At 41.7% G+C, this 26841-nt stretch carries 21 protein-coding genes and 1 rRNA gene; 8 read left to right on the plus strand and 14 right to left on the minus strand.

Annotated features, from left to right (window positions below; genetic code table 11):
• Positions 1-88 precede the first annotated feature (88 nt).
• Positions 89-204, plus strand: a 5S ribosomal RNA gene (rrf, locus tag BM739_RS15010).
• A 721-nt stretch (positions 205-925) separates the two neighbouring features.
• A complete protein-coding gene (locus BM739_RS15015; protein ID WP_254843556.1) occupies positions 926-3322 on the plus strand; it encodes an EAL domain-containing protein in 2397 nt (798 codons plus the stop codon).
• 144 nt (positions 3323-3466) lie between these two features.
• On the opposite strand, the gene BM739_RS15020 is transcribed toward BM739_RS15015, so the two are convergent.
• Together BM739_RS15020 and BM739_RS15025 are read right to left on the minus strand one after the other, a co-directional pair.
• Positions 3467-4411, minus strand: coding sequence for an alpha/beta fold hydrolase (locus BM739_RS15020; RefSeq protein ID WP_076542035.1), 945 nt, complete (start codon positions 4409-4411; stop codon positions 3467-3469).
• 129 nt (positions 4412-4540) lie between these two features.
• Positions 4541-6373, minus strand: a complete 1833-nt coding sequence (locus tag BM739_RS15025; protein ID WP_076542037.1) for a DUF885 family protein — start codon at positions 6371-6373, stop codon at positions 4541-4543.
• 227 nt (positions 6374-6600) lie between these two features.
• On the opposite strand from BM739_RS15025, the gene add reads away from it, so the two are divergent.
• Positions 6601-7596: an adenosine deaminase gene (add, locus tag BM739_RS15030; RefSeq protein ID WP_076542038.1), complete on the plus strand. Its 996-nt coding sequence runs from the start codon at positions 6601-6603 to the stop codon at positions 7594-7596.
• A 100-nt stretch (positions 7597-7696) separates the two neighbouring features.
• Here add and hemN read toward each other — a convergent pair whose 3' ends face one another.
• The 5 genes from hemN to BM739_RS15055 form a co-directional block, all read right to left on the minus strand.
• A complete protein-coding gene (hemN, locus tag BM739_RS15035) occupies positions 7697-9073 on the minus strand; it encodes an oxygen-independent coproporphyrinogen III oxidase (RefSeq protein WP_076542040.1) in 1377 nt (458 codons plus the stop codon).
• Between the two features lie 225 nt (positions 9074-9298).
• Positions 9299-9760, minus strand: coding sequence for a DUF2489 domain-containing protein (locus BM739_RS15040; protein WP_076542041.1), 462 nt, complete (start codon positions 9758-9760; stop codon positions 9299-9301).
• Positions 9761-9862: 102 nt separating this feature from the next.
• On the minus strand, positions 9863-10420 hold the full coding sequence (gene yihI / locus BM739_RS15045) for a Der GTPase-activating protein YihI (protein ID WP_076542043.1): 558 nt from the start codon (positions 10418-10420) through the stop codon (positions 9863-9865).
• A gap of 55 nt (positions 10421-10475) precedes the next feature.
• On the minus strand, positions 10476-11138 hold the full coding sequence (locus BM739_RS15050; RefSeq protein WP_076542044.1) for a methyltransferase domain-containing protein: 663 nt from the start codon (positions 11136-11138) through the stop codon (positions 10476-10478).
• A gap of 834 nt (positions 11139-11972) precedes the next feature.
• Positions 11973-12593: a cytochrome c gene (locus BM739_RS15055; RefSeq protein WP_076542046.1), complete on the minus strand. Its 621-nt coding sequence runs from the start codon at positions 12591-12593 to the stop codon at positions 11973-11975.
• A gap of 167 nt (positions 12594-12760) precedes the next feature.
• Between BM739_RS15055 and yihA the strand changes: the two genes are divergently transcribed.
• Positions 12761-13435: a ribosome biogenesis GTP-binding protein YihA/YsxC gene (gene yihA, locus BM739_RS15060; protein ID WP_076542047.1), complete on the plus strand. Its 675-nt coding sequence runs from the start codon at positions 12761-12763 to the stop codon at positions 13433-13435.
• A 620-nt stretch (positions 13436-14055) separates the two neighbouring features.
• Here yihA and polA read toward each other — a convergent pair.
• Positions 14056-16818: a DNA polymerase I gene (gene polA, locus BM739_RS15065; RefSeq protein ID WP_076542049.1), complete on the minus strand. Its 2763-nt coding sequence runs from the start codon at positions 16816-16818 to the stop codon at positions 14056-14058.
• 386 nt (positions 16819-17204) lie between these two features.
• Here polA and elbB point away from each other — a divergent pair, with 386 nt between their 5' ends.
• Positions 17205-17858: an isoprenoid biosynthesis glyoxalase ElbB gene (elbB, locus tag BM739_RS15070; RefSeq protein WP_076542050.1), complete on the plus strand. Its 654-nt coding sequence runs from the start codon at positions 17205-17207 to the stop codon at positions 17856-17858.
• 3 nt (positions 17859-17861) lie between these two features.
• Here elbB and glpG read toward each other — a convergent pair whose 3' ends face one another.
• The 5 genes from glpG to BM739_RS15095 all read right to left on the minus strand — a co-directional run bounded on the left by glpG (position 17862) and on the right by BM739_RS15095 (position 22348).
• Positions 17862-18704, minus strand: coding sequence for a rhomboid family intramembrane serine protease GlpG (gene glpG / locus BM739_RS15075; RefSeq protein WP_076542052.1), 843 nt, complete (start codon positions 18702-18704; stop codon positions 17862-17864).
• The gene (gene glpE / locus BM739_RS15080; protein ID WP_076542053.1) at positions 18701-19009 is read right to left on the minus strand and encodes a thiosulfate sulfurtransferase GlpE; all 309 of its coding nucleotides are present in this window, start codon (positions 19007-19009) and stop codon (positions 18701-18703) included. Before glpE ends, glpG begins: the two co-directional genes overlap by 4 nt.
• 116 nt (positions 19010-19125) lie before the next feature.
• Positions 19126-20151, minus strand: coding sequence for an L-threonine 3-dehydrogenase (gene tdh, locus BM739_RS15085; protein WP_076542055.1), 1026 nt, complete (start codon positions 20149-20151; stop codon positions 19126-19128).
• Positions 20152-20163: 12 nt separating this feature from the next.
• Positions 20164-21357 carry a glycine C-acetyltransferase gene (locus tag BM739_RS15090; RefSeq protein ID WP_076542056.1) on the minus strand — a complete coding sequence of 398 codons (1194 nt, stop codon included), beginning with the start codon at positions 21355-21357 and terminating at the stop codon, positions 20164-20166.
• A gap of 334 nt (positions 21358-21691) precedes the next feature.
• Positions 21692-22348, minus strand: coding sequence for a TetR/AcrR family transcriptional regulator (locus BM739_RS15095; protein WP_076542058.1), 657 nt, complete (start codon positions 22346-22348; stop codon positions 21692-21694).
• A 132-nt stretch (positions 22349-22480) separates the two neighbouring features.
• Here BM739_RS15095 and waaA point away from each other — a divergent pair, with 132 nt between their 5' ends.
• Positions 22481-23761, plus strand: coding sequence for a lipid IV(A) 3-deoxy-D-manno-octulosonic acid transferase (gene waaA / locus BM739_RS15100; protein WP_076542060.1), 1281 nt, complete (start codon positions 22481-22483; stop codon positions 23759-23761).
• Here the strand turns inward: waaA and BM739_RS15105 are convergent.
• Entirely contained in the window at positions 23758-24471 is a 714-nt protein-coding gene (locus tag BM739_RS15105; protein ID WP_076542061.1) for a 3-deoxy-D-manno-octulosonic acid kinase, read from the minus strand. The genes waaA and BM739_RS15105 overlap by 4 nt on opposite strands.
• A 104-nt stretch (positions 24472-24575) precedes the next feature.
• Between BM739_RS15105 and BM739_RS15110 the strand changes: the two genes are divergently transcribed.
• On the plus strand, positions 24576-25628 hold the full coding sequence (locus BM739_RS15110; RefSeq protein ID WP_076542063.1) for a glycosyltransferase family 9 protein: 1053 nt from the start codon (positions 24576-24578) through the stop codon (positions 25626-25628).
• Positions 25629-25732: 104 nt separating this feature from the next.
• Positions 25733-26797, plus strand: coding sequence for a CDP-glycerol glycerophosphotransferase family protein (locus BM739_RS15115; protein ID WP_076542064.1), 1065 nt, complete (start codon positions 25733-25735; stop codon positions 26795-26797).
• The last annotated feature ends 44 nt before the right edge of the window (positions 26798-26841 follow it).

Below are 26841 nucleotides of genomic sequence, written 5' to 3' on the forward strand. Positions count from 1 at the left end.
TGAAGTGCGAACTCAAAAAATCTCGAAAGAGTTATCAGATTTCCGAATTATTATTTACTGCATTTGCGGTAGATAAAGCAAGAATTTGCTTGGTGACAATAGCATTGTGGTACCACCTGATCCCATCCCGAACTCAGTAGTGAAACGCAATCGCGCCGATGATAGTGTGGGGTCTCCCCATGTGAAAGTAGGTCATCGCCAAGCGCCTAATTTCTCTTTTAAAGAGAGCAGATAGCCCGTTACTGATGTAACGGGCTTTTTTGTGTTTGTCATTTGAGCGTCATATGCCATGTGAAAGTCATGTGAAAGCCATGTGAAAGTAGGCTGTAATGTCTGTGTTTATAAAGCAACATATATACAGACATGCAGCGCTGAGGATTTATCCGCAAATAAACTTCGCTAAGTTCCGAATGTCTCTCATTAGAGAGTCGATAAAGCCCTGACTTAATAGTCAGGGCTGTTTTCGTTTTGGGCAAAATAAAATAACTCACTGACAGTGATAGCTTGAGTCATTAGCTGCTGAATATAATTACGTCAGGCAAGTGTGGGCAATGACCATATTAAAGTGGGGTTTACCTTTAGGCTCAATGGACAGAATAATGCTAAATTAGTGATAAGTCGGTGAACAACAGATTATTGTAAAGATAGCTCATCAAGTTTCGCCACAGAAAGTGTATTTCGCTAAGGTGCTACTGTGCAGAAGTTTTTACGTTGCTGGGGTTTATTGATGGCATATTTTAGATTAGCGGTTGTTGATCTGTGTCGTCTTTAGTATGTTATTAATGCGTCAAATATCTTATTAGCAATCAACGGTGTAGCCTTGTCTAAGCGACCTTTATTTTCACTATCATTTTTAGTGCCTTTTTTTATAAGCACCCTGTACTTTTTATTAGTCAGCGGGGAGTTTTACTATGAAAGAGAAGAGTTGCATTCTCAATTGGCGGCTAATGAATCTAAACACATTGAGAAAGAATTATATCGAATGACTCATGTCATTGAGTCGGCATTAGCTAATCAAGACACTTCAAGGATCGAACAAGAGGTTTCGCTTACTACCACAGATAGCAATATGATGGTTTACGTCATTTTAGATGCTTCTAGTCAAATTCGCTTCGCTAATCATGTCATTTGGCGTGACAGTAATGCCACTAATGTTATTGATGGTTATGTCAATGACGTCCATCAACAAGTAGTAAGCAATAAACGACCGCTGATCCAAACCAATTTAGAACGTGGCTCTATACAAGCATATTACCCTATCAATGCCTCAGATAAATATAGTTATTCTAGCGCGGTTGATGTGATTTATGTTGAGTACAATATCTCCTCATTGATGGCAGAGGCTGCTGACAGCCTTCAAAAACGCTTTATTTATATTTGGGCCATTGGTGGCGTCATTGTGCTCCTTTTTTGCTTAGGGTTATATTTAGTGCTAATTAAGCCTATTAGTTCTTTAACTAAAAATGCGCAAAATATTGTCGATGCTAACGAGAGTTCAACTAAGGTGGCTACTTTTGTCGATGAGTTATATTGGCTCAATAAGTCATTGGTTCAAGTAGGGCATCATTTAGCTGAAAGCAATCAACGACTGACTAATGCTGAGCAGCGTTGGTTATATTCTATCAATGCAGATCAACACGGTATTTGGGATTGGGATACGATATCCAATGGCGTCTTCTTATCAGATCACTGGAAAGAAATATTAGGTTATCAATCCGATGATATAGAAAGCTCCTATGAAGCCTGGGAAGCTTTGTTACATCCAGATGATAAGAAAGCAGTGGTAGCAGCACTTAATAATTATTTGCAAGGCAAAACTCGCCATTACGAAAGTGTTCACCGAATGCTAAATAAAGCGAATGATTACATTTGGGTGCTAGATAGAGGCCAAATTATCCAGTGGGATGAACTGGGTAAGCCAATAAGAGTCATAGGTTCGATAAACGATGTTTCCTCAGAACTTGAAAACCAACAGATTACTGTAGAAAGGCAAAGCCATGTTGGGGTGTCAGATATTATTGATCGGGAAGCGCTAGCTAACGAATTGTTTGACCTTCAAGCTTATGCACGTAAAAGTAATCAACATTGCAGCTTGTTAGTAATTAATCTAAGCAACATTAAGTTAGTCAATGAAGCATTAGGTGAGCAGCTCACTGATCGATTACTGATGCAGATTTCAGCAAGGCTTGCTGGCAGTTTTTCAAATAGCTGTTTGTTAAGTCGTCTAGGAGATGATGAATTTGTTATTGCAGCTAAAAATTTAGGTAAGAATTTAGAGCATGCCAATAAATGTGCGTTAGCGTTAGCAAGTGAAGTTCGCCAAGTGGTTGGCCGTAGTTTCAGCATATCTGGCCAAGATGTTTCAGTTTTTACTCAAATTGGAATGGTGGTTTTTGATGGCCAAGAATCTTTAGAACCGAGTCAGTTACTTTCTCGTGCAGATAAAGCTTTAGGCAAAGCCATTGAAAGTAAAACCAATAGCTGTGTGCTACATAGTTTACTGTTGGATGCTAGCCACAATGAACCCTTGAAATTACAACGGGACTTAAAGTTAGCGATTAAGGCTGGCCAGATCTCCTTGGTTTATCAGCCTGTAGTGGATATACATGGCAACACCGAAAGTGTTGAAGTATTGATGCGTTGGCATCATCCTCAGTTAGGTTTTATTAGCCCGAAGCAATTTATTCCAGTTGCAGAGCTTTCTAATACGATTTTTGAACTTGAATTATGGATGTTAAGTCAGGTTTGCTTATTTATAAAGAGCCTACAAGCTGTGAATTTAAATTGCCCGTGCTTTTCAATTAATGTGTCTTCGAGGCATTTTCATCAAGATATGTTTGTTGATGTGATCCTTAACAAGGTTGCAGAAAGAAGCGTTAATTTTAATTTAATCCAATTAGAGTTGTCGGAAGATATCTTTTCTATCAACCCTGTCACTGCAAAAAATAAAATTTTAAAACTACAGCGGGCCGGTGTTAGAGTCGCCATCGATGATTTTGGATCAGGTTTATGTCCGCTACATCGCTTTAATGGTATACATTTTGCGCAGGTTAAGCTGGCTACTGGCTATATTGATGATATTGTTAGTTCAAAAGAGGCGCGAAAGATATTCCGCTCACTTATCAATATGACCGAACAGTTAAATTACCCTGTCGTAGTAAAGCACATTGAAGATCGTCAGCAGTTGAGTTTACTGAGCGATCTTAATAGTAATTTGTTTCAAGGTTTTGTCATTAGTAGGCCGCTATCCCAACAAGACATTAAACACTTATTAGAATCAGAAATTACCCTGAGTGTGGTTTGGAAAGTACCATTTAGTTAGTTTAAGCTATAAGCGAACTAGACTGCCTAAACTTCGGCTCGCCATCAGGGTTTCTAAGCTGTTAATGGTGCTAATATTAATGGCACTAATTTCAATGAAGGTAAAATCAAGGGCGCTAGTATAAATGCTATTAATAGCTGCTAATTAGTATTGCTCAAGAAAAGCGAACATACTTGTTAGTGCTTGATTACGTACCTCATCGACTTCCATAAATATCTCATGCCGACTGCTGTGGATCCTTTGTAGCTGACATAAGTTATTTTCCGCTCTATCTTGGGCTGCATTATCCACAATGGTGTCTTCAGTTGCTTGCAAAATAAGAATAGGCTTGATACTCGTTGCGGCCACTTGGGTTGCGTTATCAGCAGCTGTTATGGCTTCTAATAGCCAGTTGTTTGTGGGCGAGCCTAACTGAATTTGTGGGTTCTGCTCAAACAGCGCGATAGAGGCTTGATAACGATTTTGGCTATGGGTTAGCTCATTGTCAGCAAAGCTGGTTGCATTATAGTTTTTACCACCAATAACATAGTTGGGTTCTTTGTCTGCAGTATAAGTATTTAGCAACTTGGCTAGAGAGCGAATAAAGCCTTTATTCATTGGCAAGTTGATGCCATACATGGGGGCTGAAAACACCGCAGCATTGAATGTGCTTGGGTATTGGCCCATATACAAAGTACCTATGGTTCCCCCCATTGAGTGGCCCACAAGATATAGAGCATCATGTGCTTGGGGCTGAACAATTTGCTCGATAAAAGCATGAAAGTCATCGATATAAGTCTGAAATTTATCAATATGACCTTGGTGGTTATTTTTTTGACTGCGTGATGACAAGCCTTGACCGCGATGATCGAGAATATACACGCTATAGCCTTGCTGATATATATTGAACATCAGCTCTTTATATTTTAAATAGCATTCAACCCTGCCACTACTGATGACAATTGCTTTATTGGTGGTTGTATTTTGAATAAAAGCATAGGCAATATCGGCATTGTCTTGACGTAGTTTGGCTTGCGTTACCGCTTGCCAAAATTGTTGCTGCTCATCATTATTAAGTTGTTGCTCTGACGAAAAAGACAAATCGATCACCTTAAGCTTTAAGAAATAGGACTAGGGTTAGGCTGGATGTAAACCTTGGCAGTGTAGCAAACAGTGATGCTGATGGGGAAGGTGGTTGTAGAGAGCTAAATGGCTATTTAGCTCTCTAATGAGTGCCTGTTATTCGTTTACTCGTTGCTGCTCGTTAATGAACTCGTCAACCATTTGCTCTAGGATCGCCATGGTAACGGAACCATTTTCTAGCAATGCGTCATGAAATAAACGGATGTCAAAGTCTTCGCCTAATGCAACTTCAGCTTTGTTACGTAAACGCTTGATGGTTAATTCACCGACTTTATATGACAGTGCTTGTCCTGGCCACGAAATATAACGGTCAATTTCGGTGGTGACATTGTGTAGTGATAATGCGGTGTTACTGGCCATAAACTCAATGGCCTGCTCACGGCTCCAACCTTTTGCGTGCATACCTGTATCGACCACCAAGCGTGCAGCTCGCCACATTTCATAGGTTAAGCGGCCAAAATTACTGTATGGGTCTTGGTAAAACCCGGCTTCTAATCCTAGATACTCTGAGTATAACCCCCAGCCTTCACCAAATGCCGAGATATAACTCAAGCGTCTAAAGTCGGGTAAGTCAGTTAGCTCTTTATTGAGTGAGATCTGTAAATGATGCCCTGGTACTGCTTCATGCAAGGTTAATGCTTCCATTTCATATAGCGGACGTTTATCAAGGGCGTATGTATTGACCCAGTAGTAGCCTGGCTCATCATCACGGTTTGAGCCTGAGTAACGTCCCGTAGTGTATTTAGGGGCGATTTCAGCCGGTACTGGTTTAATGCCGTAAGGGGTTCTAGGTAAGGTAGCGAAAAGTTTAGGCAAAGCAGCATCTGCTTTTTTAGCGATATAAGCAGCTTCTTTTAATAACTCTTCAGCTGTCTTTGGGTAAAACTGTGGGTCTGTGCGTAAGAAATGCAGAAACTCGGCAAAGCTGCCTTCGAATTTGACCTCTTTGATGACTTGTTCCATTTCAGCTTTGATTCGGGCGACCTCTGATAAGCCCAGTTGATGAACTTCATCGGTTGTCATGGCTAGGGTGGTGTAATAGGCCACGCGGTTTTGATAAAAAGCCTCGCCATTAGGTAGCTCTTTTGCTGCAATCGCAATACGGGCATTAGGAATATATTCTGCCGTCATAAAATCGAAAAAATCTTGATACAGTGGCAGCACTTTTTGCTCAACAGTATCTCGACCTTGCTGGGCTAATTGCCGTTTTTCAGACTCACTAAAGTGATCGGGAAATTGAGTAAAAGGTTTGTAATAACCACTGTCTTCAACAGGGACAATATAGGCACTAATACTTTGCTCAAAACCGGTTAAGGTCACTTTTGCTGGGGTAATACCACTGCTTAAGCCCTGTTTTAGCCAAAATGTTTGCTGGGCAAAATAAGTGGGTAAGGCATTAAGTTTGGCTAAATAATCTTGATAATCTTCAACACTATTAAAGCGCCCGTTAGCGATTGAGGCTATGTAAGCATGAAAACCGCTTTCGGCCGTTATCGGTAAGTAATGATCTTTAAAGGCATACATATCAACACTGTTTTGCAGTTGATACGCTAATAACTGCGCATTAATTTTATCGGTTTTTGACAGGGTAGCCGGATCAATTTGCTTTAATGATGCCAATAGCTTTTTTTGACGTAGGTTCTTTTGGGCTAAGGATTCAGGTGATAAATCAGCTAATTTATCAGCCTTTGATTTATCGCCTAAGGAATAGGCTAATGTCGGCGAGTAATCTAAATCTACTTGCCATGCACTATCAATGATTGATTTGAGGCTCATATTTTCTACTGCTGCAGTGGCTGTTTCTTTGACTTGAGCGGGCGTTTCCGCTTTTTGCGGCGCGCCTAAATAATACTGAGCTTTAGAACCTGAAGTCATTTTACAGCCAGAAATGGCAAGCATGATTAACGCTGGCAGTATGAGCTTTCGCATGGGAAATTCCTTTAAACGTTGGTAAAAAACAAATTTTGGCTAACTAAGCCACAACATAGCAATTCAATCATAGGCTCGCTAGTGAAATTCATCGACATAATTGTTACTGATTGCATAATTTCGTTGCTGCTAAGGTCGTATTTTTGTCGATGCGTGTTAAACTTTGCTTGCTGGGTGTTCATAAAATAAAAAACACATTTAGCTCAAAAATTTAATAGGGGGCAAAAATGATCAATACATCCATTCCACTGGTTGATTTGCATCGTCATTTAGACGGCAACGTGCGAGTCAAAACGATTTGGGAGCTTGGCCATCAACATGGTATTGAGCTACCGGCGGATTCATTGTCAGCGTTAGCGCCTTTTGTGCAGATCCAAGGTAAAGAAAATAGCTTAGTGGCTTTCTTAAAAAAACTTGATTGGATGGTGGGTGTATTAGCTGATTTAGATGCTGTAAAGCGTATAGCCTATGAAAATGTTGAAGATGTGGCGCTTTCTGGCCTTGATTATGCTGAATTACGCTTTAGCCCTTATTACATGGCAATGAACCACAATTTAGCCATTGAGGCTGTGGTTGAAGCGGTTATTGACGGCGTAAACGCGGGCATGAAAGATCATCAGGTCAAGGTTAACTTAATTGGTATTTTGTCGCGCTCATTTGGACAAGAGAAATGTCGCTTAGAGCTTGATGGCTTGTTAGCTCACCGAGATAGCTTGGTGGCAATGGATCTTGCTGGCGACGAGTTAGGCTTTCCTGGCGGCTTGTTTAACGAACACTTTAAACGTGTAAGAGATGCTGGCTTACAGATCACAGCCCACGCCGGTGAGGCTGCTGGCGCTGAAAGTATGTGGCAAGCGATTCAAGAGTTGGGGGCCACTCGAATTGGTCATGGCGTCAATGCCATACATGATCCTAAGTTGATGGAGTATTTAGTTAAGCATTCCATTGGCATAGAGTCGTGTCCTACCAGTAACTTACATACTTCGACAGTGGCTAATTATGATGCTCATCCATTTACGCAGTTTCTTGATGCAGGGGTCTTAATTGGTCTTAATACCGATGACCCTGGAGTGAGCGCGATTGATATCAAACATGAATATCGTATTGCTAAGTCAGCGCTGGGTTTATCGGATGCTCAGCTGACACAAGTGCAATGTAATGGCGTTGAAATGGCATTTTTATCAGACAGTGAACGCAAGGCGTTATATGCCTCAAAGCTGTAGTTAACTCACTGTTTAGCTAAAATCTAAGTCTCGATAAGCTACAAATAAACATAAAAAAACCGCTGATAATCAGCGGTTTTTTATTGGGTGATAGTAAAAACTAAATCACTCGAGAGAACTGTTGCTGACGTGCTTTTTGACGATAGTAGACATCAAAACACATACAGATATTACGGATCAACAGACGACCAGTAGGGCTAATGGTAAGCTTGCGATCTGTGATATCAACTAATTTATCATCAATGAAGGTTTGTAGCAGTTTTAAATCTTCAACAAAGTACTCTTCAAAATTAATATCAAATTGCTGTTCAATTTTGGCCAAATCGAGGTCGAAGTGACAAATCATTTGTTTAATCACTACCCGACGAATTTCATCGTCACGATTTAAGCTACAGCCTTTCCATAATGCGTGACCTTTTTCGTCAATCGACTCGTAGTATGGACGGATATCTTTTTGGTTTTGGGCATAACAATCGCCAATTTGGCTAATTGAAGACACACCTAAACCTAATAGGTCACATTCTTCCTGAGTGGTATAACCTTGGAAGTTACGATGAAGCTTACCGGCATTTTGAAGCTTTGAAAGCTCATCATCTGGCTTAGCGAAGTGATCCATACCAATGAACTGATAACCTGCACCGGTTAATGATTCAATGGTTTGATGCAACATATCGAGCTTTTGCTGTGGTGACGCCATATCTTCATCTTTAATTTTACGCTGTGCGGCAAAACGAGACGGTAAGTGCGCATAGTTAAAGATAGATAAACGATCAGGTGATAATTCAATCACACGCTTGATGGTTTCTGCAAAGGTTTCAGGGGTTTGGTGCGGTAGACCGTAGATTAAATCCGCGTTGGTCGATACAAAGCCCATGTCTTTTGCTTTAGCCATTAAGTCAAAAATAAACTGCTCATCTTGTTCGCGGTTTACGGCAACTTGTACTTTTTTATTGAAATCTTGTACACCAATAGAAATACGGTTAAAACCAGCTTCTTTTAAGGTATCAAGCATGGTTAATTCGATTTCACGAGGGTCGACTTCAATAGAGAACTCACCAACATCAGCAAAATTAAAATGGCTTTTAATCAGCTTTGATAAGGTTAAGATTTGCTCTGGGTTTAAGAATGTCGGTGTACCGCCACCCCAATGCATTTGGGTAACAGTGTAATTTTTGAATAACGGGGCACGCTTAACAATTTCACTTGCAAGGTATTCAATGTACTGGTCAGCTTTATGTGCATGACGAGTAATGACTTTATTACATCCGCAGTAATAACAAAGCTTGGCACAAAATGGGATGTGGATGTATAAAGACAGTTTGTCACTTTTACTGGTTTCAATCGCTGAAAGTAGGTTTTGCTCAGTAAAAGTATCGTCAAATTCTAAAGCCGTTGGATACGACGTATAGCGTGGACCACTGTAGTTATACTTTTCGATCATTGACTGATCCCAACTTATTTGTGTGGGCTGCTTCAAGGCGTGTCCTCCGGGTAAATTAGCAATGTACGAAGTATGCAAGTATCTTTAACAAATAACCTTGATCTACGTTGTAAATTTGAAATTTATCATTAGCAATTAGGTGCATTTTTGCAGGAAAAGTTAGCATTTAAGTAGATTTGTGGCATAGCTCACAGCCTCAATATTCATGTTGAGGCTGTTATCTGTCTTATAACTAAGGGATTTGTTAAAAACTGTCGGTTATTAATGCATGAAATGAAATTGTTTCAACTTCTTAGCATCGTCAAGCAAGCTCTGTTCTAACTTTGCTTCAGATTTCATTCTGGCTAAGTCCAATTTCATTCGCTGCTGTTTAGGTAAAGCGCTGCGTGCATCTTTTATCGGGTGATCTTTAATGCAGGCGTAATGCTCGAAGATATGCGGGAATTCAACGGCCATTGCTTCAGACATGGATAAGGTGTCAAATAACTTAGCGATTCTCATCACCCCTTCAGAAGGCTCACAGCGCTCTTCTAGCATGGCAGCTGCGATATACTTGATATCATCTAATACTTGTTGTTTTTTGGCTCTGGCTTCTATTGTGCGCTGCTGACTGGCTGCTAGTGATGCCTGTTGTTGTTTCTTGACTTGTAATAGCAAGTATCCGGCGTAAGAAGCTAAAAGTAATACAATGATGACAGCGACAACAATAACAATGCTAGACACAGTTTATCCTTAAAGTGATGTTAGGCTTGAATAAGGCTTCGTTTAGAATAAATAGAAAAATGGCATATCTAAAATAGATATGCCATTTAAAAGTAGTAATGATTAAGACTGGTAGTCTTTTAATACATCCGCGCCTGTTTCAAAGCGCTCATATAAATCATCATCTGAAGCGGCTTTTTTACTTGGAGCGGCTGGTGCTGGTAATTCTTCAGCATCCGAAATACCTAATTTTTCCATTAGGGATTCAATTTTAGATAATTGGCTATCTAACCATTTCTGATCGTCAGCGGCTAAGTCTTTGCCTTCTTCTAGCAAATCAAGCAAGTCATTAAATCTTGGATCTTCTTCAAGCTTTAATAATTTTTGCTCATCAGTCAGTTTAGGCTGTTTCACTTTTGCACTCGCAGCAACAGTCGCCTCTTTAGCTGGTGCAATCGATAACGCAACTGGCTTCTTGCTACCATGACGAGGGTCATTATTTTTTTGCGTTTTCACATGGGGTGATTCTTTCTCAATCAGAGCTTCGTTATGACGGCTACCTGATTTACGACCAGAATCATTCTTCTTACCGCCGATGACTTTGCGCTCAGACTTTTTGACTCTTGGTGCTTGTTTAGGGCCATTTTCGCCGCCCTTGCGCGATTTTTTACTACGAGCCATTGGTGATCTCATTAGGTTGTAAAATTTGGCTAGATGGATTCATATCCACCTTGCACTAAATAAGGATGCGCTTTATATCAGACTTTGATGTTTTTTGCATCAATACGAGCTCTTTTGCTGCAAATAATAGCGTAAATTCGCTGTGTTGTGCCAAATACTCGAAAGTTTGTTGCTGATAAAAGCTAACGTGAGTGGGATTATTTTTGAAATGCCATTTGGAAAAGTGAGTCAAATCAGTCAATAAAGACGTGCTTATTGCTAACCATCCACCAGATTTTAGTAATTTTGACAGTAATTGCCATTCTTTACCAGGTTGCTGGAAATGCTCCAGTACCCGATAGCAGCAAATGAAATCGTATTGCTGATTGAAAAGTTGTTGATCGGCTTTAACAAATGGGTCGTACTGATACAGGCGGTGACCGGCATGTTCAATTTTGTCGAGGCTGGCCTTGTCTAGCACCCTGCCAAAATTGAGCCCAGTCAATGAACCACTTTGCTGGGAGCTTATCTGCGACAGCAAAGGTTTGATAAATTGAACCAGTTGTTTTTGCTTGCTGGCTTTATTGGCTCGGCCATAACGCTGTAATTGCGCTGCCGGCATTAGATGGGATTGGGGATTAGCGAAAACAAGCCCGCATTGATCACAGCGATAAAAGGCTCTTTTTTTATCTTGTAGAAAAAATTCAGCACGATAACGGCACAAGGGACATTTTATCATTGAAGTAAGCAGGCACCTGAACAAAAACAAAGATATATATCAATCAATAGCAGATTTAACGTGATTATGAAAGTGATTACAAAAAGCGGAAATAAAAAAAGGTGGCAGTAAACTGCCACCTCGTAAAACAGTGCTTATCACACTATATTCTGATTCCAAGTATCCATACTTGCTATGTGACTATCCCGGTCAGTATCCTTCTTGTTTTTAGCGCTTTCCATGCATTTTTAGTTGTTATCGGTCTTCAATGACACTTTATTTAAATCCTGTTGCCGTCCTGACCACAGCTTCCGTAGATGGTCTTCAATGACACATCAATTTCCTAGTTGTCTTCAATGACATTAGTAAACAATCCATGTTTAAAGTACCGTCCAGTGATATCAAGCCTCCGCAAGTGCATCCTAAGCAATTAGCTTCCTTTGCCGCCACTTTAATCCTTAAAGTAGTTTCCTTATGGGGTGTTATCTCTGTTGCGTAAGGGAGTGCTATTTAAGCGTGTCGACCATTCGGTCTAATCCTTACAAATTCTGTATGACCTGGACTTCAAGCTGAAATCACGACTCTTATTATTATTAGTGAGTGGTCTTATATATATTATTGTTATTGGTAAATATTATTCTTATATCTTAAATGTAAACGTAGCCGAAATCTGTGAGATAGAATTGATATTTTTGTTCTGACAGTTGGGTTCATTTCGGTACGGGGCTATTTAACCCTAAAAGAGTGATCTCTGTCAAGCATCAATCACTTCAAGTTTACGTAAACGTAAACTTATGGTTGTAAAAAAGGGTGAATCATCACCCTTTTTGTCGTTATCAGCGCTAGCAGTAAAGTTTACTTAAGGCTTGAAATATATTGAGATAATGCTTGGATATCACTGTCAGTTAGCTTTTTAGCAACATCTTGCATCATGCCATTGAGATCGTTGTTACGATTTGTATCGCGGAATTTATTTAGCTGGATTTTGACATAATCGGCATGTTGACCACCAATTGCTGGGAAGCCAGCAAGCTCTGCGCCTTTACCATCTGGTCCATGACATGCCATGCATGAAGTGATACCACGATCCATGTCGCCGCCTTTATAAAGGGCTTCGCCCTCTGAAGGAACATTGGCCACATCGGCTACATTTAATGTTTGGCTAGCATAATATGCAGAAACATCCTTAATATCTTGTTCAGATAAGGATATTGACATGCCTATCATGGTAGGATCATTACGACCTTCTTTGCCGCCGCTTTTAGCCGCCGCTTGGAAATCATGTAATTGCTTTTCTAGATAAGATGCGTGCTGTCCGGCCAGTTTAGGCCAAATAGGAGCAATGCTGTTACCGTCAACACCGTGACAGGCTGAACACATAACTGATTTAGTTTTACCCGCTTCCACATTACCTTCAGCGATTGCAGGGGTTGATATAGCGGCAAATACAGACAGCGCAAGAGCTAACTTTTTCATGGCGTTCCAACTTCTTGTTTAATTTATTGTCCTGAGCTTACTAGGGTGACCTGCAAGCGTGGTAAAATCTACAAACTGTGATCCGGGTAATATTTTACACGAAAATGTGGAAAAGTAAGCAAATCTTACATAATTAAGGTATTACCTAAAAATTATTGGAGTAAATCGTGTCAGAAACGCGTATAGATTTTCGAAAAACCAAGTTTTTAATTAGTGCGCCAGACATTGCACACTTAAATGAGTATTTACCTGGTGATACCGGAGTAGAAATAGCGTTTGCTGGTCGCTCTAATGCTGGTAAGTCAAGCGCCTTGAATGCACTAACGGATCAAAAAAGCTTAGCAAGAACCAGTAAAACCCCCGGTCGTACTCAACTTATTAACGTTTTTGAACTTGAAGAAAACCGTCGTCTAGTTGATTTACCTGGCTATGGTTTTGCTAAAGTGCCTTTAGCATTAAAAAATAAATGGCAAAAAGCTTTAGGTGAATATTTACAAGAGCGCGCCTGTTTAAGCGGTGTTGTGGTGTTAATGGATATTCGCCATCCGCTTAAAGATCTCGATTTGCAAATGATTGAGTGGGCTGTGTTGAGTGAAATTCCAGTGTTAGCTTTGCTTACTAAGTCTGATAAGCTGGCGCAAAACGTCAAAATGAAGACAGTTAATGCGGTGCGTAAAGAGTTAGCTGAGTATGGGGATTGGGTTAAAGTTGAACCTTTCTCTTCGACGAAAGGGACTGGTAAACCTAAAGTGCTAGGCATTTTAAATGAGTGGTGTAACCCAAGTTGGCTCACTGAAGCTGAAGCGGAGCAAGCATCGCAAGAGCAAGCTGAACAAGAATAACTGATTCTTGCTTCAGTTTAAAAAGGCTATTAAGACTTTGTACTTAGTAGCCTTTTTTGCATTTAAAAATCGAGTTTCGAAAAATGGCAAAAAAAAACCGATAACTAAAATAGCTATCGGTTAAAAAAATTAGCTCTTTTGGGGAGAAGCTAAATTCAACAAGACTCAAGTGCCATCTACTCATTGATGACGCTCAATAAGCTCATAATACCTGTTTCTTAAATCTAGTTAAAGTATTTACTCTAAAATTTATTTTGGGCAAAAAAAAGCTCCAGCATATATAGATGCTGGAGCGCCATAATTCGGCTTGTCACTATTTCTAGTGAAATAAAAAGGTCTGAAAGATGGAACATCTTAACCTCTGTACCCTACAGCGAAGATAATACGGTATTAGCCTTTAAATGAAAAACTGTTTTTCGTTAAAATGAACAATATTGTGAGGCACAACACAATTTATGTTGTGTTTATCAGCGTTTTTGTGCAAAAGACTAAGTGGTAAACAAGCAGGTAAAAAATACCTGTAAATTTTTCATTACAGGTATTTTGTATTCGGCAATGACTATCTGTTTAGTCGCATCCGTTTCGTCATCTGTTTAGGCGTATATGTGAGTCGTTAAACCCTAGTGCGCCTCATCCCAGTTGTTTCCAAGCCCTGCTTCAGCTAATAGCATCACATCAATGGAGGCCGCTTCGGCCATCAGCTCACAGACCTTGCTCTTCAAGGCTTCTGCTTTATCTGCATCCACTTCGAAAACCAATTCATCGTGAACCTGCATCATCATAGTGATCTCACCTTGAGTGTCGTTCTCAATCCAAGCGGCGATTTTTATCATCGCTTTTTTGATGATATCAGCGGCAGTGCCTTGCATTGGCGCATTAATCGCTGCACGCTCAGCCGCCTGACGGCGCATGGCGTTTCTGTCTTTAATATCAGGTAAGTACAGTCGTCTGCCGTAAAGGGTTTCGACATAGCCAACATCAGCGGCTAACGCGCGGGTGTCTTCCATGTATTTCAATACGCCAGGGTAGCGGGCAAAGTAAGTATCAATATAGGTTTGAGCTTCTTTACGTGGGATATCTAGCTGCTTGGCCAAGCCAAACGCTGACATGCCATAGATTAAACCGAAGTTAACTGCTTTAGCTCGGCGGCGCTGCTCTGTGGTCACTTCTTCAAAATGCACCCCAAAAACTTCCGCTGCGGTGGCTTTATGAATATCTTTATTTTCAGCAAAGGCGGTTAATAAGCCCTTGTCCTGTGAAAGATGCGCCATGATGCGTAATTCAATTTGCGAGTAATCGGCTGCCAATACTTTACGGCCTTCAGCGGCGATAAACGCTTGCCTAATGCGGCGACCTTCTTCGGTTCTAATAGGGATATTTTGCAGGTTTGGCTCGCTTGATGATAAACGTCCGGTGGCGGCATTGGCTTGATGATAGCTGGTATGCACGCGCCCGGTAACCGGATTAACCATTAATGGCAATTTGTCGGTATAGGTGCTCTTTAATTTTGACAGGCTGCGGTGCTGCAAAATAATTTTAGGAAGCGGGTAATCTAGGGCTAATTCAACCAGTACATCTTCTGCGGTTGACGGGGCGCCTTTTGGGGTCTTTTTGATGACCGGATAGCCAAGTTTATCAAAAAATAATGCCTGTAATTGCTTTGGAGAGCCGAGGTTAAACTTCTCACCGGCGATGTCATAAGCCTTAGTTTCAAGATCATCAATCTTCTGTGCAAGTTCATCACTTTGTTGACTGAGCAGCATGCTGTCAATAAGTACGCCTTGACGTTCGATATTTGATAATACTTGGATTAGCGGTAATTCAAGTTCATTAAATACTGAGCTGAGTGTTGGCTCTTTCTCTATTCTTGGCCATAGGTGCTGATGTAAACGCAGGGTGATGTCGGCATCTTCTGCAGCATAGGGAGCTGCTACATCCAAATCAATTTGGTTGAAGGTTAACTGTTTTGCGCCTTTACCGGCAATTTCTTCAAAGCTGATATTTTTATGACCAAGATACTTAAGGGCTAATCCGTCCATATCATGACGAGAGGCGACAGAGTTAAACACGTAAGATTCAAGCATGGTATCAAAGCGAACACCTTTAAGGCTGATGCCTGCATTGGCAAAGATGCTGATATCGTATTTTAGGTTTTGGCCGACTTTTTCAAGTTGGTCGTTTTCTAAAATCGGTCTTAATTGCTCAAGTGCGTACTCCATAGCAAGCTGCTGTGGCGCGTCTAAGTAATCGTGGGCTAACGGCAAATAAGCCGCTTTACCTGCTTCTATCGCAAATGAAATCCCGACCAGCTTGGCTTCCATGTAGTTTAGGCTGGTGGTCTCGGTGTCGATGGCGATCAGTTCTGCTTTAGATAGTTTGTCAATCCAATGGGTTAACTGCGCTTCAGTTAATATGGTTTCATACTCAGCCTCAATGGCCGCAGCGACAAGCGTAACTTCCTCTGTGGTGTCAGACTTGGCAGATGCAGCAAAGCCTGATTTATTATCCAATACTTCCGCTAACCAGCGCTTGAATTCCATTTCACCATATAGCTTAACTAATTCATCGCGGTTTTGTGGTTTGGTGGCTAATTTATCCCAGTCATCATCCCACTCCACGTCGGTTTTAATGGTGGCGAGATCGTATGACAGCTTTAGCATGTCTTTATTTTCAATAATTTTCTTCGGCATGGTTTTAGAGCCGCGGAAAGTCACATCTAACACGCTCTCAGGATTGGCGATAAGTTTATCGACGCCGCCAACACCCGTTAGCATCGCTAATGCGGTTTTTTCACCAACACCGGGTAGACCTGGAATGTTATCGGCTTTATCGCCCATCATGGCGAGCAAGTCGATGATCAACTCTGGGCCGACACCAAACTTAGCGGTGACTTCTTCTGGGCCCATAATGGTATCTGTCATGGTGTTAATTAAGGTGACATGCTCATCTACAAGTTGCGCCATGTCTTTATCACCAGTACTGATTAAGGTTGCTCGACCTTCCTGACTGGCTTTGAGCGCGATGGTGCCAATCACGTCATCGGCTTCAACACCTTCAATACTGATTAATGGTAAGCCTAACGCTTGAATAATGGCATGCAATGGGGCAATTTGGGTACGTAAATCATCAGGCATTGGTGGGCGCTGAGCTTTGTATTCGCTATACATATCATTACGAAAGGTTTTGCCTTTAGCGTCGAAAATTACCGCAATATGACTTGGATTATAGCGGCTCATTAAGCTGCGTAGCATGTTGACTACACCATAAACGGCACCCGTCGCTTCACCTTTAGAATTGGTTAAATGAGGTGGGGCATAATAAGCACGGTAAAGGTAAGAAGAACCATCCACAAGGACGAGTGGGTTATTGGGGATTGTTGGCATAGTTTGGCTTCATATTCAGTATTCTGAGATGGCTCTAGAATGCCACATACAGGGCTTTTCGGCCACGGCAAATTTTATCCCAGGCTGTGGATAAGTCTGTGAGTGAATTAATTAATCATTTAGGGGTGTTTTAATTACGACAAGAAGTAAAACAGTTAAACCTTTGATTTATTGTAGTAAATATAATTTTTGTGAGTTGAATTATAGTTTTAAAATATATTCCCAATTTGTGGACTTTTTAATATTCTTCCTTGAATTAACTGCATTCTTAGTTCAGTTTTTAAACCATGATGAGATTTGGAGAAATCTAAGTTAGCATGTTTTTTGAACAGATCAATAGATTTGTTGAAAAAAGGTTAAATTAATACAATAGCAAGGGATCAGTAATGAAAAATATTGCGGTTTTACTCAGTGGAAATGGGGTGTTCGACGGCGCAGAAATTCAAGAGTCGGTTTTAACCTTATTAGCATTATCTCAGGCAGGGGCTAGCTATCATTGCTTTGCGCCAAATATTAATCAATTGCACGTAGTCAATCATTTAACCGGTGAAGTTGATGTGGATGCGCAGCGAAATGTATTAGAGGAGTCGGCGCGCATTGCCCGTGGCGAAATCAGTGATATTTGTGCGCTAAATATTGATCAATTTGATGGCTTAATTGTCCCCGGTGGTTTTGGTGCTGCTAAAAACTTGTGTGATTTTGCCGTTGCAGGTAGTGATTGCATGGTGCAGCCACAGGTGGAAAGTTTTATTCAAGAATTTGCGCTTGCCAATAAGCCAATGGGCTTTATGTGTATTGCACCTATTATGTTGCCGCGAATATTTAAAAATTCTCCCCAAGGGACGATTGGTAATGACAGTGGCACCGCACAGGCGTTTAATGAAATGGGGGGTGAGCATTTAGAGAGTACTTGCGCTGATATCGTCATTGATAAACAACATCGGCTGGTAACTACCCCAGCCTATATGTTGGCGACGTCTATCGCTGAAGCTAATGTGGGTATTAAAAAGCTGGTCACAGCAGTTTTGGCAATGTGTTAATGGCTATTTAATGGCTGATTTACGGCTATCAAATGCGCCTTGAGCTAAGCCTATTAATAAGCCGCCGATATGGGCACCATTGGCGATGGGCATACCGAGTAAATCGGTAAAGCCCAGTACCAGCCAAACGAGCATAAAGCCCATGTAGCTGTTGGGAATGCCAATACCTGATTGAGGTTGGCGTTGCCCCATTATCCAGGTATAGCCAACAACGGCGTATACTACGCCTGATAAGCCGCCAAAGTTAGGCCCTGTCATCATGTATTGCACAATACTGGGTAAACTACCTGCTACGACAAGTAATATGATCAGTGGTCTGCTACCGAGTTTGGTTTCAATTTTGCCACCTAAATACCACCACCATAATAAGTTAAAGGCGATATGCATTAATGAAAAATGCATTAAGCTAGGGGTGAATACGCGCCATATTTGGCTTAAGTCACTTTGGGGCACAGCGCCAAAAAATGATAACTGGCTAAAAATGCCATTGGCAAAGCCAAGGTTCATGCCGGCGTATACCAGCACACAAATAAAGAAGGTGATCAGGGTCAGTGGCCCAGCGCCAGTAATAAACTGCTGGATAAGCCCTAAACTGGAGGAGCCATAATCTAATTTTGTTTCGGTGGTGCCATTATCCCAAGAAGCTTGTAAATACTTCTTCTGGTATGGGTTTTGTCTAAACTGCTCAAACTCGTATTTGGCTTGTTGTGCCTGAGATGGTTGCTCAACGACCAAAGATACCCCGGTTTCAATCACAACGGGATGGCATTCAATACCAAGACCTTTTAAATAGTCTATGAATGCCTGTGCTGCGCGAGCGTTTGGTAATTGGCCGATTTCAATCATGCGTGAGCGGTACTCCAAGCTGTATAACCACCATCAAGACTATAAACATCATCGAAACCTTGTTCAATAAGGTAACCCGCAGCGCCTTGACTGCTCACGCCGTGATAGCACACTACTACGAGTGGCTTATCCATATCGGCATCAGCCATAAAGTGTGAGATGTTTTCATTGGTAAGATGTACTGAGTTTTTAATATGACCGGCAGCAAAGCTGGCTGCATCGCGTATATCGACGATTTGCACATCACTGGCATCTTCTTGCATGTGAATGAGTTCATTAATCGATAAATGCTTAAACGCTGACATGGTTAATCCTTTAAAAAATGACGATAGTAAAAACGACAATAGAGCCTTTAGTATGTGACAAGGGATTGTACGTATACAACCCCTTTTTAGATGAGGATAAATCCGCTATCTGGCGATTAATCCCAATTCAATATCACTTTACCTGATTGACCAGAGCGCATTGCATCAAAGCCTTGTTGGAAATTATCAACACTGAAATGATGGGTGATGATTGGCGACAAATCTAACCCTGATTGAATTAAGCTGGCCATTTTGTACCAGGTTTCAAACATTTCACGGCCATAAATGCCTTTTAAGATGAGGCCTTTAAAGATGACTTTACTCCAATCAATAGCCATTTCACCGCCAGGAATACCCAGCATAGCGATTTTACCGCCGTGATTCATGGTATCGAGCATTGAATGAAATGCTGATGGTACGCCTGACATTTCTAAGCCAACATCAAAACCTTCGGTCATGCCAAGGTCGCTCATTACATCTTTTAAGTCTTCTTTGGCGACGTTGACTGCGCGAGTCGCGCCCATTTTTCGGGCTAGATCAAGGCGGTACTCATTTACATCAGTGATCACTACATGGCGGGCGCCAACGTGTTTACACACTGCTGCAGCCATAATGCCGATAGGGCCAGCACCCGTAATCAGTACATCTTCACCGACCACATCAAAAGATAATGCGGTATGCACAGCGTTACCAAAGGGATCAAAGATAGACGCGAGGTCATCTGAAATATCGCTAGGGATTTTAAAGGCGTTAAATGCAGGGATCACCAAATATTCAGCAAAGGCACCTTCACGGTTTACCCCAACACCTGAAGTGTTACGACATAAGTGAGTACGACCACCACGACAGTTTCGGCAATGACCACAAGTGATATGACCTTCACCAGAAACGCGATCGCCGACAGTAAAGCCACGAACCTCTTGACCCATATCGACCACTTCACCGACATATTCGTGTCCAACAACCATAGGCACAGGAATGGTATTTTGTGACCATTCGTCCCAGTTGTAGATATGTACATCGGTACCACAAATGGCGGTTTTACGGATTTTAATCAATAGATCGTTGTGGCCCATTTCAGGTTTGGGCGCATCAACCATCCAAATGCCTTGTTCAGGCTTTAATTTGCTTAGTGCTTTCATGTGTTATGAGTCCTAAATAATGCCCATGTCTTTACCTATACGGGTAAAGGCTTCAATGGCTTTATCGATTTGGGCTTTAGTGTGAGCCGCTGACATTTGGGTACGAATACGGGCTTGGCCTTTTGGCACCACCGGGAATGAAAAACCGACCACGTAAATGTTTTCAGCTAATAGGCGGTTTGAAAAGTCACCTGCCAGTTTTGCATCGCCAATCATCACTGGGATAATGGCGTGATCAGCGCCTGCTAAAGTAAAGCCTGCCTCTGTCATTTTTTCACGGAAGTAACGGCTGTTTTCCCATACGGCTTCACGTAAATCGTGACCCGTTTTAAGCATTTCTAACACATGGATTGATGCACTTACGATTGACGGCGCTAAAGAGTTTGAAAATAGGTAAGGGCGAGAGCGCTGACGTAACCAGTCAACCACTTCTTTTTTAGCGGATGTAAAACCACCAGAAGCGCCGCCTAAGGCTTTACCTAAAGTACCGGTGATAATATCGACGCGATCCATTACTTGGCAAAACTCGTGGGTGCCACGGCCATTTTCGCCAACAAAACCCACAGCGTGAGAGTCATCAACCATGACCAATGCATCGTATTTATCGGCTAAATCACACACGCCTTGTAAGTTGGCAATCACGCCATCCATTGAAAACACACCATCAGTGGCGATAAGAATATTGCGTGCGCCGGCAGCTTGCGCGGCAATCAGCTGAGTTTCAAGATCAGCCATATCGTTGTTGGCGTAACGAAAACGCTTAGCTTTACATAAACGCACACCATCAATAATAGAGGCATGGTTTAGCGCGTCAGACACGATAGCGTCGTTAGCATCTAGCAGAGTTTCAAATAACCCGGCATTGGCATCAAAACATGAAGAGTAAAGAATGGTATCTTCCATTCCTAAAAATTCACTTAAGCTATTTTCTAATTGCTTATGAATATCTTGGGTGCCACAAATAAAACGCACCGATGCCATACCAAAGCCGTGGCTTGATAAACCATTCTTAGCGGCATTAATTAATTCAGGGTGATTTGCCAAGCCTAAGTAGTTATTCGCACAGAAGTTAATCACTTCTTCGCTATTTACATTGATAGAGGTTTGTTGGGCAGACGCAATGACACGTTCACTCTTGTATAAGCCTTCAGCTTTAACATCGACAAGTTGTTGATTTATGCGGTCGTAAAATGAGGTAGAGGCCACCTGATTTCTCCTAATAATGGTTATTATGTTAATCGCAACCTTTGGCTGTTTAAGTCAAACATGCGTTGATTTTTGATCGGGAGTTGTCGGCATTCTACCCTTAATTTTTATAAGGCCACAGCGTTTTTTTTAAGCGCAGTGGTCACATAAAATTGATTAGGGCTTGAGGTGATTTCGGATAACTAAAACTAATCAACTTTCATGAACTGGGGAAGTATTACTAAGTGGCAGTAAAACGGTATTTTATGATTAAAATGCCGCCAATCCCCCTTTGCCAACGCTATTATTATAGTTGCCAGCAATGGGATTGTAATGGCGGTTTTATTTACCTTAATTAAAGCGCTGGGATGGCCTCTTGAGAGACTAACTCGCGGTAGTGCTGCTCAAGTCGTGCAAAGGTAGGTTGAGAAATTGGCGTTGAATACGCCTTAAACAGCATCACCACCCGTAATAAGCCTTTGTAAATTGCAGGTTTGGTGATTTTTGATGCACCCGATTGGGTCAGTTGGTAGCTAATCCAATAGCTAACAATCATCTTCATGGTATCTGCAAGTTCGACGATATTATCGTCTTCAACGTTTAAAAAACCATCTTGTTTAAGTTGTTTAAGGACATTACTTGAGCGCGCTAATACGCTTTTTTGTGCCAGTGTATAGCGCTGCTTTAAGGCTTCATCTCGACTTAAAATATCGGCTAGGTTGGCGTACATAAATCGGTATTGCCACATGGTATAAAACATCGCATCGAAATAGCCCAATAATAATTCAACGTCAATTGATACGTCTTCATAAGGCTTTGAACCATTTTCAAGATTAGATTCATACATGGTGAAGATAGAATTGATAATGTCTTCTTTATTGCGGAAATGGTAATACAGGTTTCCAGGACTGATGTTTAAATGAGCCGCAATGTGATTGGTGGTGATGTTACGTTCACCATGTTCGTTAAAAAGTTCAAGGCTGGCAAAAACTATCTTATCGCGGGTTTTCATATCAGTTCCAATTATAAGAGGCTCATGAAGAAATCATTTCTTAACTAGGTACTACTAAGCTCATATCCCTATGAATTTAGATTATGTTAACATTGTGGATATCTGACAAGCAAAATTGATCAAGTAGTTTTCATGACTCGTGGCGTATATTCTGTTTTACTCTTGCTGTTATCCCCTCTCATCGTGGCTTATTTGGCTTTTCGTGCGTTTAAAAGCCCTGATTATCGCGGTCGCTGGGGCGAGCGTTTTGGATTAATGCGCTTAAAGCAAACTGATGTACTTATTCATAGTGTGTCGATGGGGGAAACCTTAGCAGCAGTACCGTTAATAAAACGGCTAATGAAACAGCACCCACAGCTGTCAATTACGGTCACCACCACAAGCCCTACGGGATCTGCTGAGGTTATAAAGGCCTTTGGTGATAGTGTGCAGCACTGTTACCTTCCGTTTGATATTAACCTTTGTGTTAGTCGCTTTATCAAGCAGGTTAATCCGCAGCTTTGCGTGATTATGGAAACTGAATTGTGGCCAAATCTGCTTCATTACGCCAAGAAAAATAATACTCGATTAGTGTTAGCTAATGCGCGCTTATCGCAAAAGTCTGCCGATAAATACCATAAGCAAATGGGGTTAAGTTTACCCATGTTAACGGCGCTTGATGCTATTGCGGTGCAAACTGAGGCTGAATCTGCCCGTTTTGCGGCATTAGGGGCCAACACTGCGTCATTGCATGTTTGCGGCAGTTTAAAATTCGACATACAGATTGATGACAGCAAATACCAACAAGCTCACACCTTAAGAGCTGATTGGCAGCGAAGCCAAGCGCCAGTATGGGTTGCTGGCAGTGTTCACCCTGGTGAGTTTGATATGATGCTGCAAGCCCATAAAAAAGTGCTGGAGCAATATCCTGACGCGCTGTTGATCATGGCCCCAAGACACCCGGAGCAATTTAATGTTGCCGCAGTGACGACCGCTCAACAAGGGCTAAATTTAGCTAGGCGCAGCATGAATGAGGCGGTCGATGGGCACACCCAAGTGCTGCTAGGCGATACCATGGGAGAGTTATTGATGCTCTATGGCGCAGCCGATATTGCCTTTATTGGCGGCACATTAATTGAAAGTGGCGGGCATAACCCTTTAGAGCCTGCAGCAATGGGCTTGCCAGTAAGCGTTGGCCCGCACCATTGGAATTTTGCTGAAATCACCCATTTACTTGAGCAAGCTGGTGGCTTAACTGTGGTCAATAATGCCGATGAGTTAGCTGACATGCTATTACAGCTGTTTGCTAGCGCCGAATTGCATGATAAGGCCGCCAAAGCCAGCTTAGCAGTGGTGTCTCAAAATCGCGGCGCTTTGCAAAAGCAGTTTGAAATCGTTGAGCAGCAATTGCGCTTAACAGATCTCATCACTTAATTGATAGCTTGCTGGTAACCGTTAAGTAGCTGCTGCCAATTTGATTCATTGAAATTTAATGTTGGCAGTTTCGCTTGCTCTTTATTAAACGAGCGCAGCAATCGGCTCAAATTGGCTTGCTGCCACTGCTTAGCGGGTGTTTTTATTACCCCACGGTCAAAATCGATAAGGTAAAATTGCGCTTCGGCCAGTAAGATATTTTTGGCATTAAGGTCGGCATGGTATACGCCCCGATTATGAAATTTGGCAATGAGGGCGCCCAGCTGCAGCCATTGGTTATCACTCATGGCTGTTTTGGCTAAATAGGCCACCAAATCTTTCGCGCCATCAATCAACTCAATAATCAGATCGGCGCGATACCAGATGCCAAAGCGTTCAACATTGGCGGCAATGGGTCTGGGTACCGGAAAACCTTCATCAAACAACTTTTCTAATAACGCCAGTTCAGCGATGGCTCGAGTACGAGACATACCTGTAAAAACATAAGCATCACGGCTTAATTTTGCCATCAAGCCACCACGCCAATAATGGCGTAATACCCAGCGCTGGTGGTCATGTTCAACAAACCAGGTGGTGTAGCGACCTTTTGACTGGCCTATAATGGCATTGTGTTGCTGCCAGTAGTCAGCTTGGAATTGTGCGGGAGTTAATTGCTGCGCCAGTGGCTCGCACCAAGCAATAATTCCAGTTTTTGTTGATTCAAGTTGCATAGGCCAATTAGTAAAAGCGTCGATTTGTCGGTGGCTAAAAACAATATTCTACATTAAGATCGAATACTTGTACTTAATTCCCTTTATATCGTTAGTGGTAACCCATGAAAGCAGACTTTTCATCGATGAAATCCCTATGTTTACTTCGTTTATCCGCGATTGGAGATGTGTGTCATGCGGTTGCCATGGTGCAGGCTATTCAGCGTCAATATCCTGATTTAGCCATTACCTGGGTGATTGGTAAAGTTGAATATCAATTGGTTAAACATATGCCCGGTATTCAGTTTGTTATCTTTGATAAATCCCAAGGTTGGCGCAGTTATGGCCAATTAAGAAAAGCTTTGTCCGGCCAACGCTTTGATGTGCTTTTACACATGCAAGTAGCGCTTAGAGCGACCATCGCCTCATTGATGATTTCAGCCAAAGTTAGAGTGGGCTTTGATAAAGCCAGAGCTAAAGAAGGTCAGTGGTTGGTGACTAACCATAGGGTGGAGCCGCTAGCAACGCCCCATGTGTTAGAAGGGTTTATGGGCTTTGCCAAAGCCATTGGCGTTAAAGATTTAACCCCAAGCTGGAATATTCCGGTACCTGAAACCGATACCGAGTTTGCCAAGCAGCAAATTACAGATAATGACAAAGTATTGGTGATATGCCCCGCAGCCAGTAAAGCAGAGCGTAATTGGCTGCCAGAGCGTTACGCTGTAGTGGCCGATTATGCGGTCGAAAAAGGCTATCGAGTGATACTTTGCGGCGGTCCAAGTCAGCTTGAAGTCGATTTGGCGGCTAACATCATTAAGCACAGTCATAGCAATATCGATAATATGATCGGTAAAACCAGCCTGACGCAATTACTGGCACTGCTTAAAAGAGCCAGTGTTGTGATTGCCCCAGATACCGGCCCTGCCCATATGGCAGTGACTCAAGGTACGCCAGTGATTGGCTTATACGCCCATTCAAACCCCGGGCGAACAGGGCCTTATACCAGCTTAGACTCGGTCGTCAGTGTGTATGAACAAGTGATTAAGCAACAATTTCCTGACACCAAAATCGCTTGGGGTAAAAGGGCAAAAGGGAAGGATTTGATGGCGCTTATTGAGTTGTCATCAGTGATTAATGCTTTTGAACTCATCTCAAATCAGCAATTAACCCAAGCTTAAGTAAGAAATAGCCGGCTTTACACTTATATTGATAAGGCTTGAATGAATTTGAGTGTAAATTGCCGCTTAGAAAAATTATAACCGTATTTTTGGAGTTGTGTTTCATGGCGTCGAAGCGAAAGCGTTATTTGTTATATATTTCACTTAATTATTCCTACGCAATTCTTAGGCCGTTACAGGACTTTATTAAATCCAGAGGGGATGAAGTTTGTTGGTTCCTTGCTGGTAATAAAGTTAATCCCAATTTTTTAAAGGATTCTGAAACTCGTTTAATGACCATTGATGAAGTTAACTCATGGCAACCTGACGCAGTATTTGTTCCTGGAAATTTTGTACCAAGCTTTATTCCCGGTATAAAAGTTGGTGTCTTCCATGGCTTTTCTGCAGGTAAGCAAAAGCGAAAAGGCCAAGAAGATCACTTCAAGATCCGTGAATGTTTTGATCTTTATTGTACTCAAGGGCCTGATACCACAGTTCCATTTCAACAGTTGGCAAAGCAGTACGGTAACTTTCAAGTTGTTGAGACGGGCTGGTCTGCGATGGATCCCTTGTTTAACACGCAATCAACCAGTCCATATTATGATGAAAACGATGATCGTCCAGTGGTACTTTTTTGCTCGACGTTCTCACCTCGCTATTCATGCGCAGCCATTATTTATGAGCAAATAAAGCTATTGTCTAAGACAGATAAATACCGCTGGCTAGTACAATTTCACCCGAAAATGGATCGTGAGGTGGTTGATAAATACAAAGCCCTTCAAAATGACAACTTATCTTTTATAGAAACTGATAATATTTTGCCTTTATTAAAAGCTGCAGATGTCATGTTATGTGATACCTCCTCGGTGTTGATTATGTTCTTACTGCAGGGAAAACCCGTGGTGACTTTCAACAACAAGACCAACTCTCCACATCTTATTAATATTGACCAACTAAATGAAATTGAACCCGCTTTAGATAGAGCATTGGCTCAGCCAGAAAGTGTAATGGAGGCTATTTCTAACTATTGTAAGAATGTTCATCCTGATTGCGATGGAAACTCTAGCCAGCGAGTGTTAGCTGCGACTGATAAACTGATTGAGAGTGGCCTTGCTGGTATGAGACCCAAGGCGATGAATTTGTGGCGAAATCTTAAAATCCGAAAAAAACTAGGTTATTGGAAGTGGTGAGAATAATTGTCGGCTTAATTCAGATGAAAGCCGATCCTGATTAA

It is taken from the genome of Shewanella sp. UCD-KL21, from assembly GCF_001957135.1.
In the GTDB taxonomy this organism is placed as follows: domain Bacteria; phylum Pseudomonadota; class Gammaproteobacteria; order Enterobacterales; family Shewanellaceae; genus Shewanella.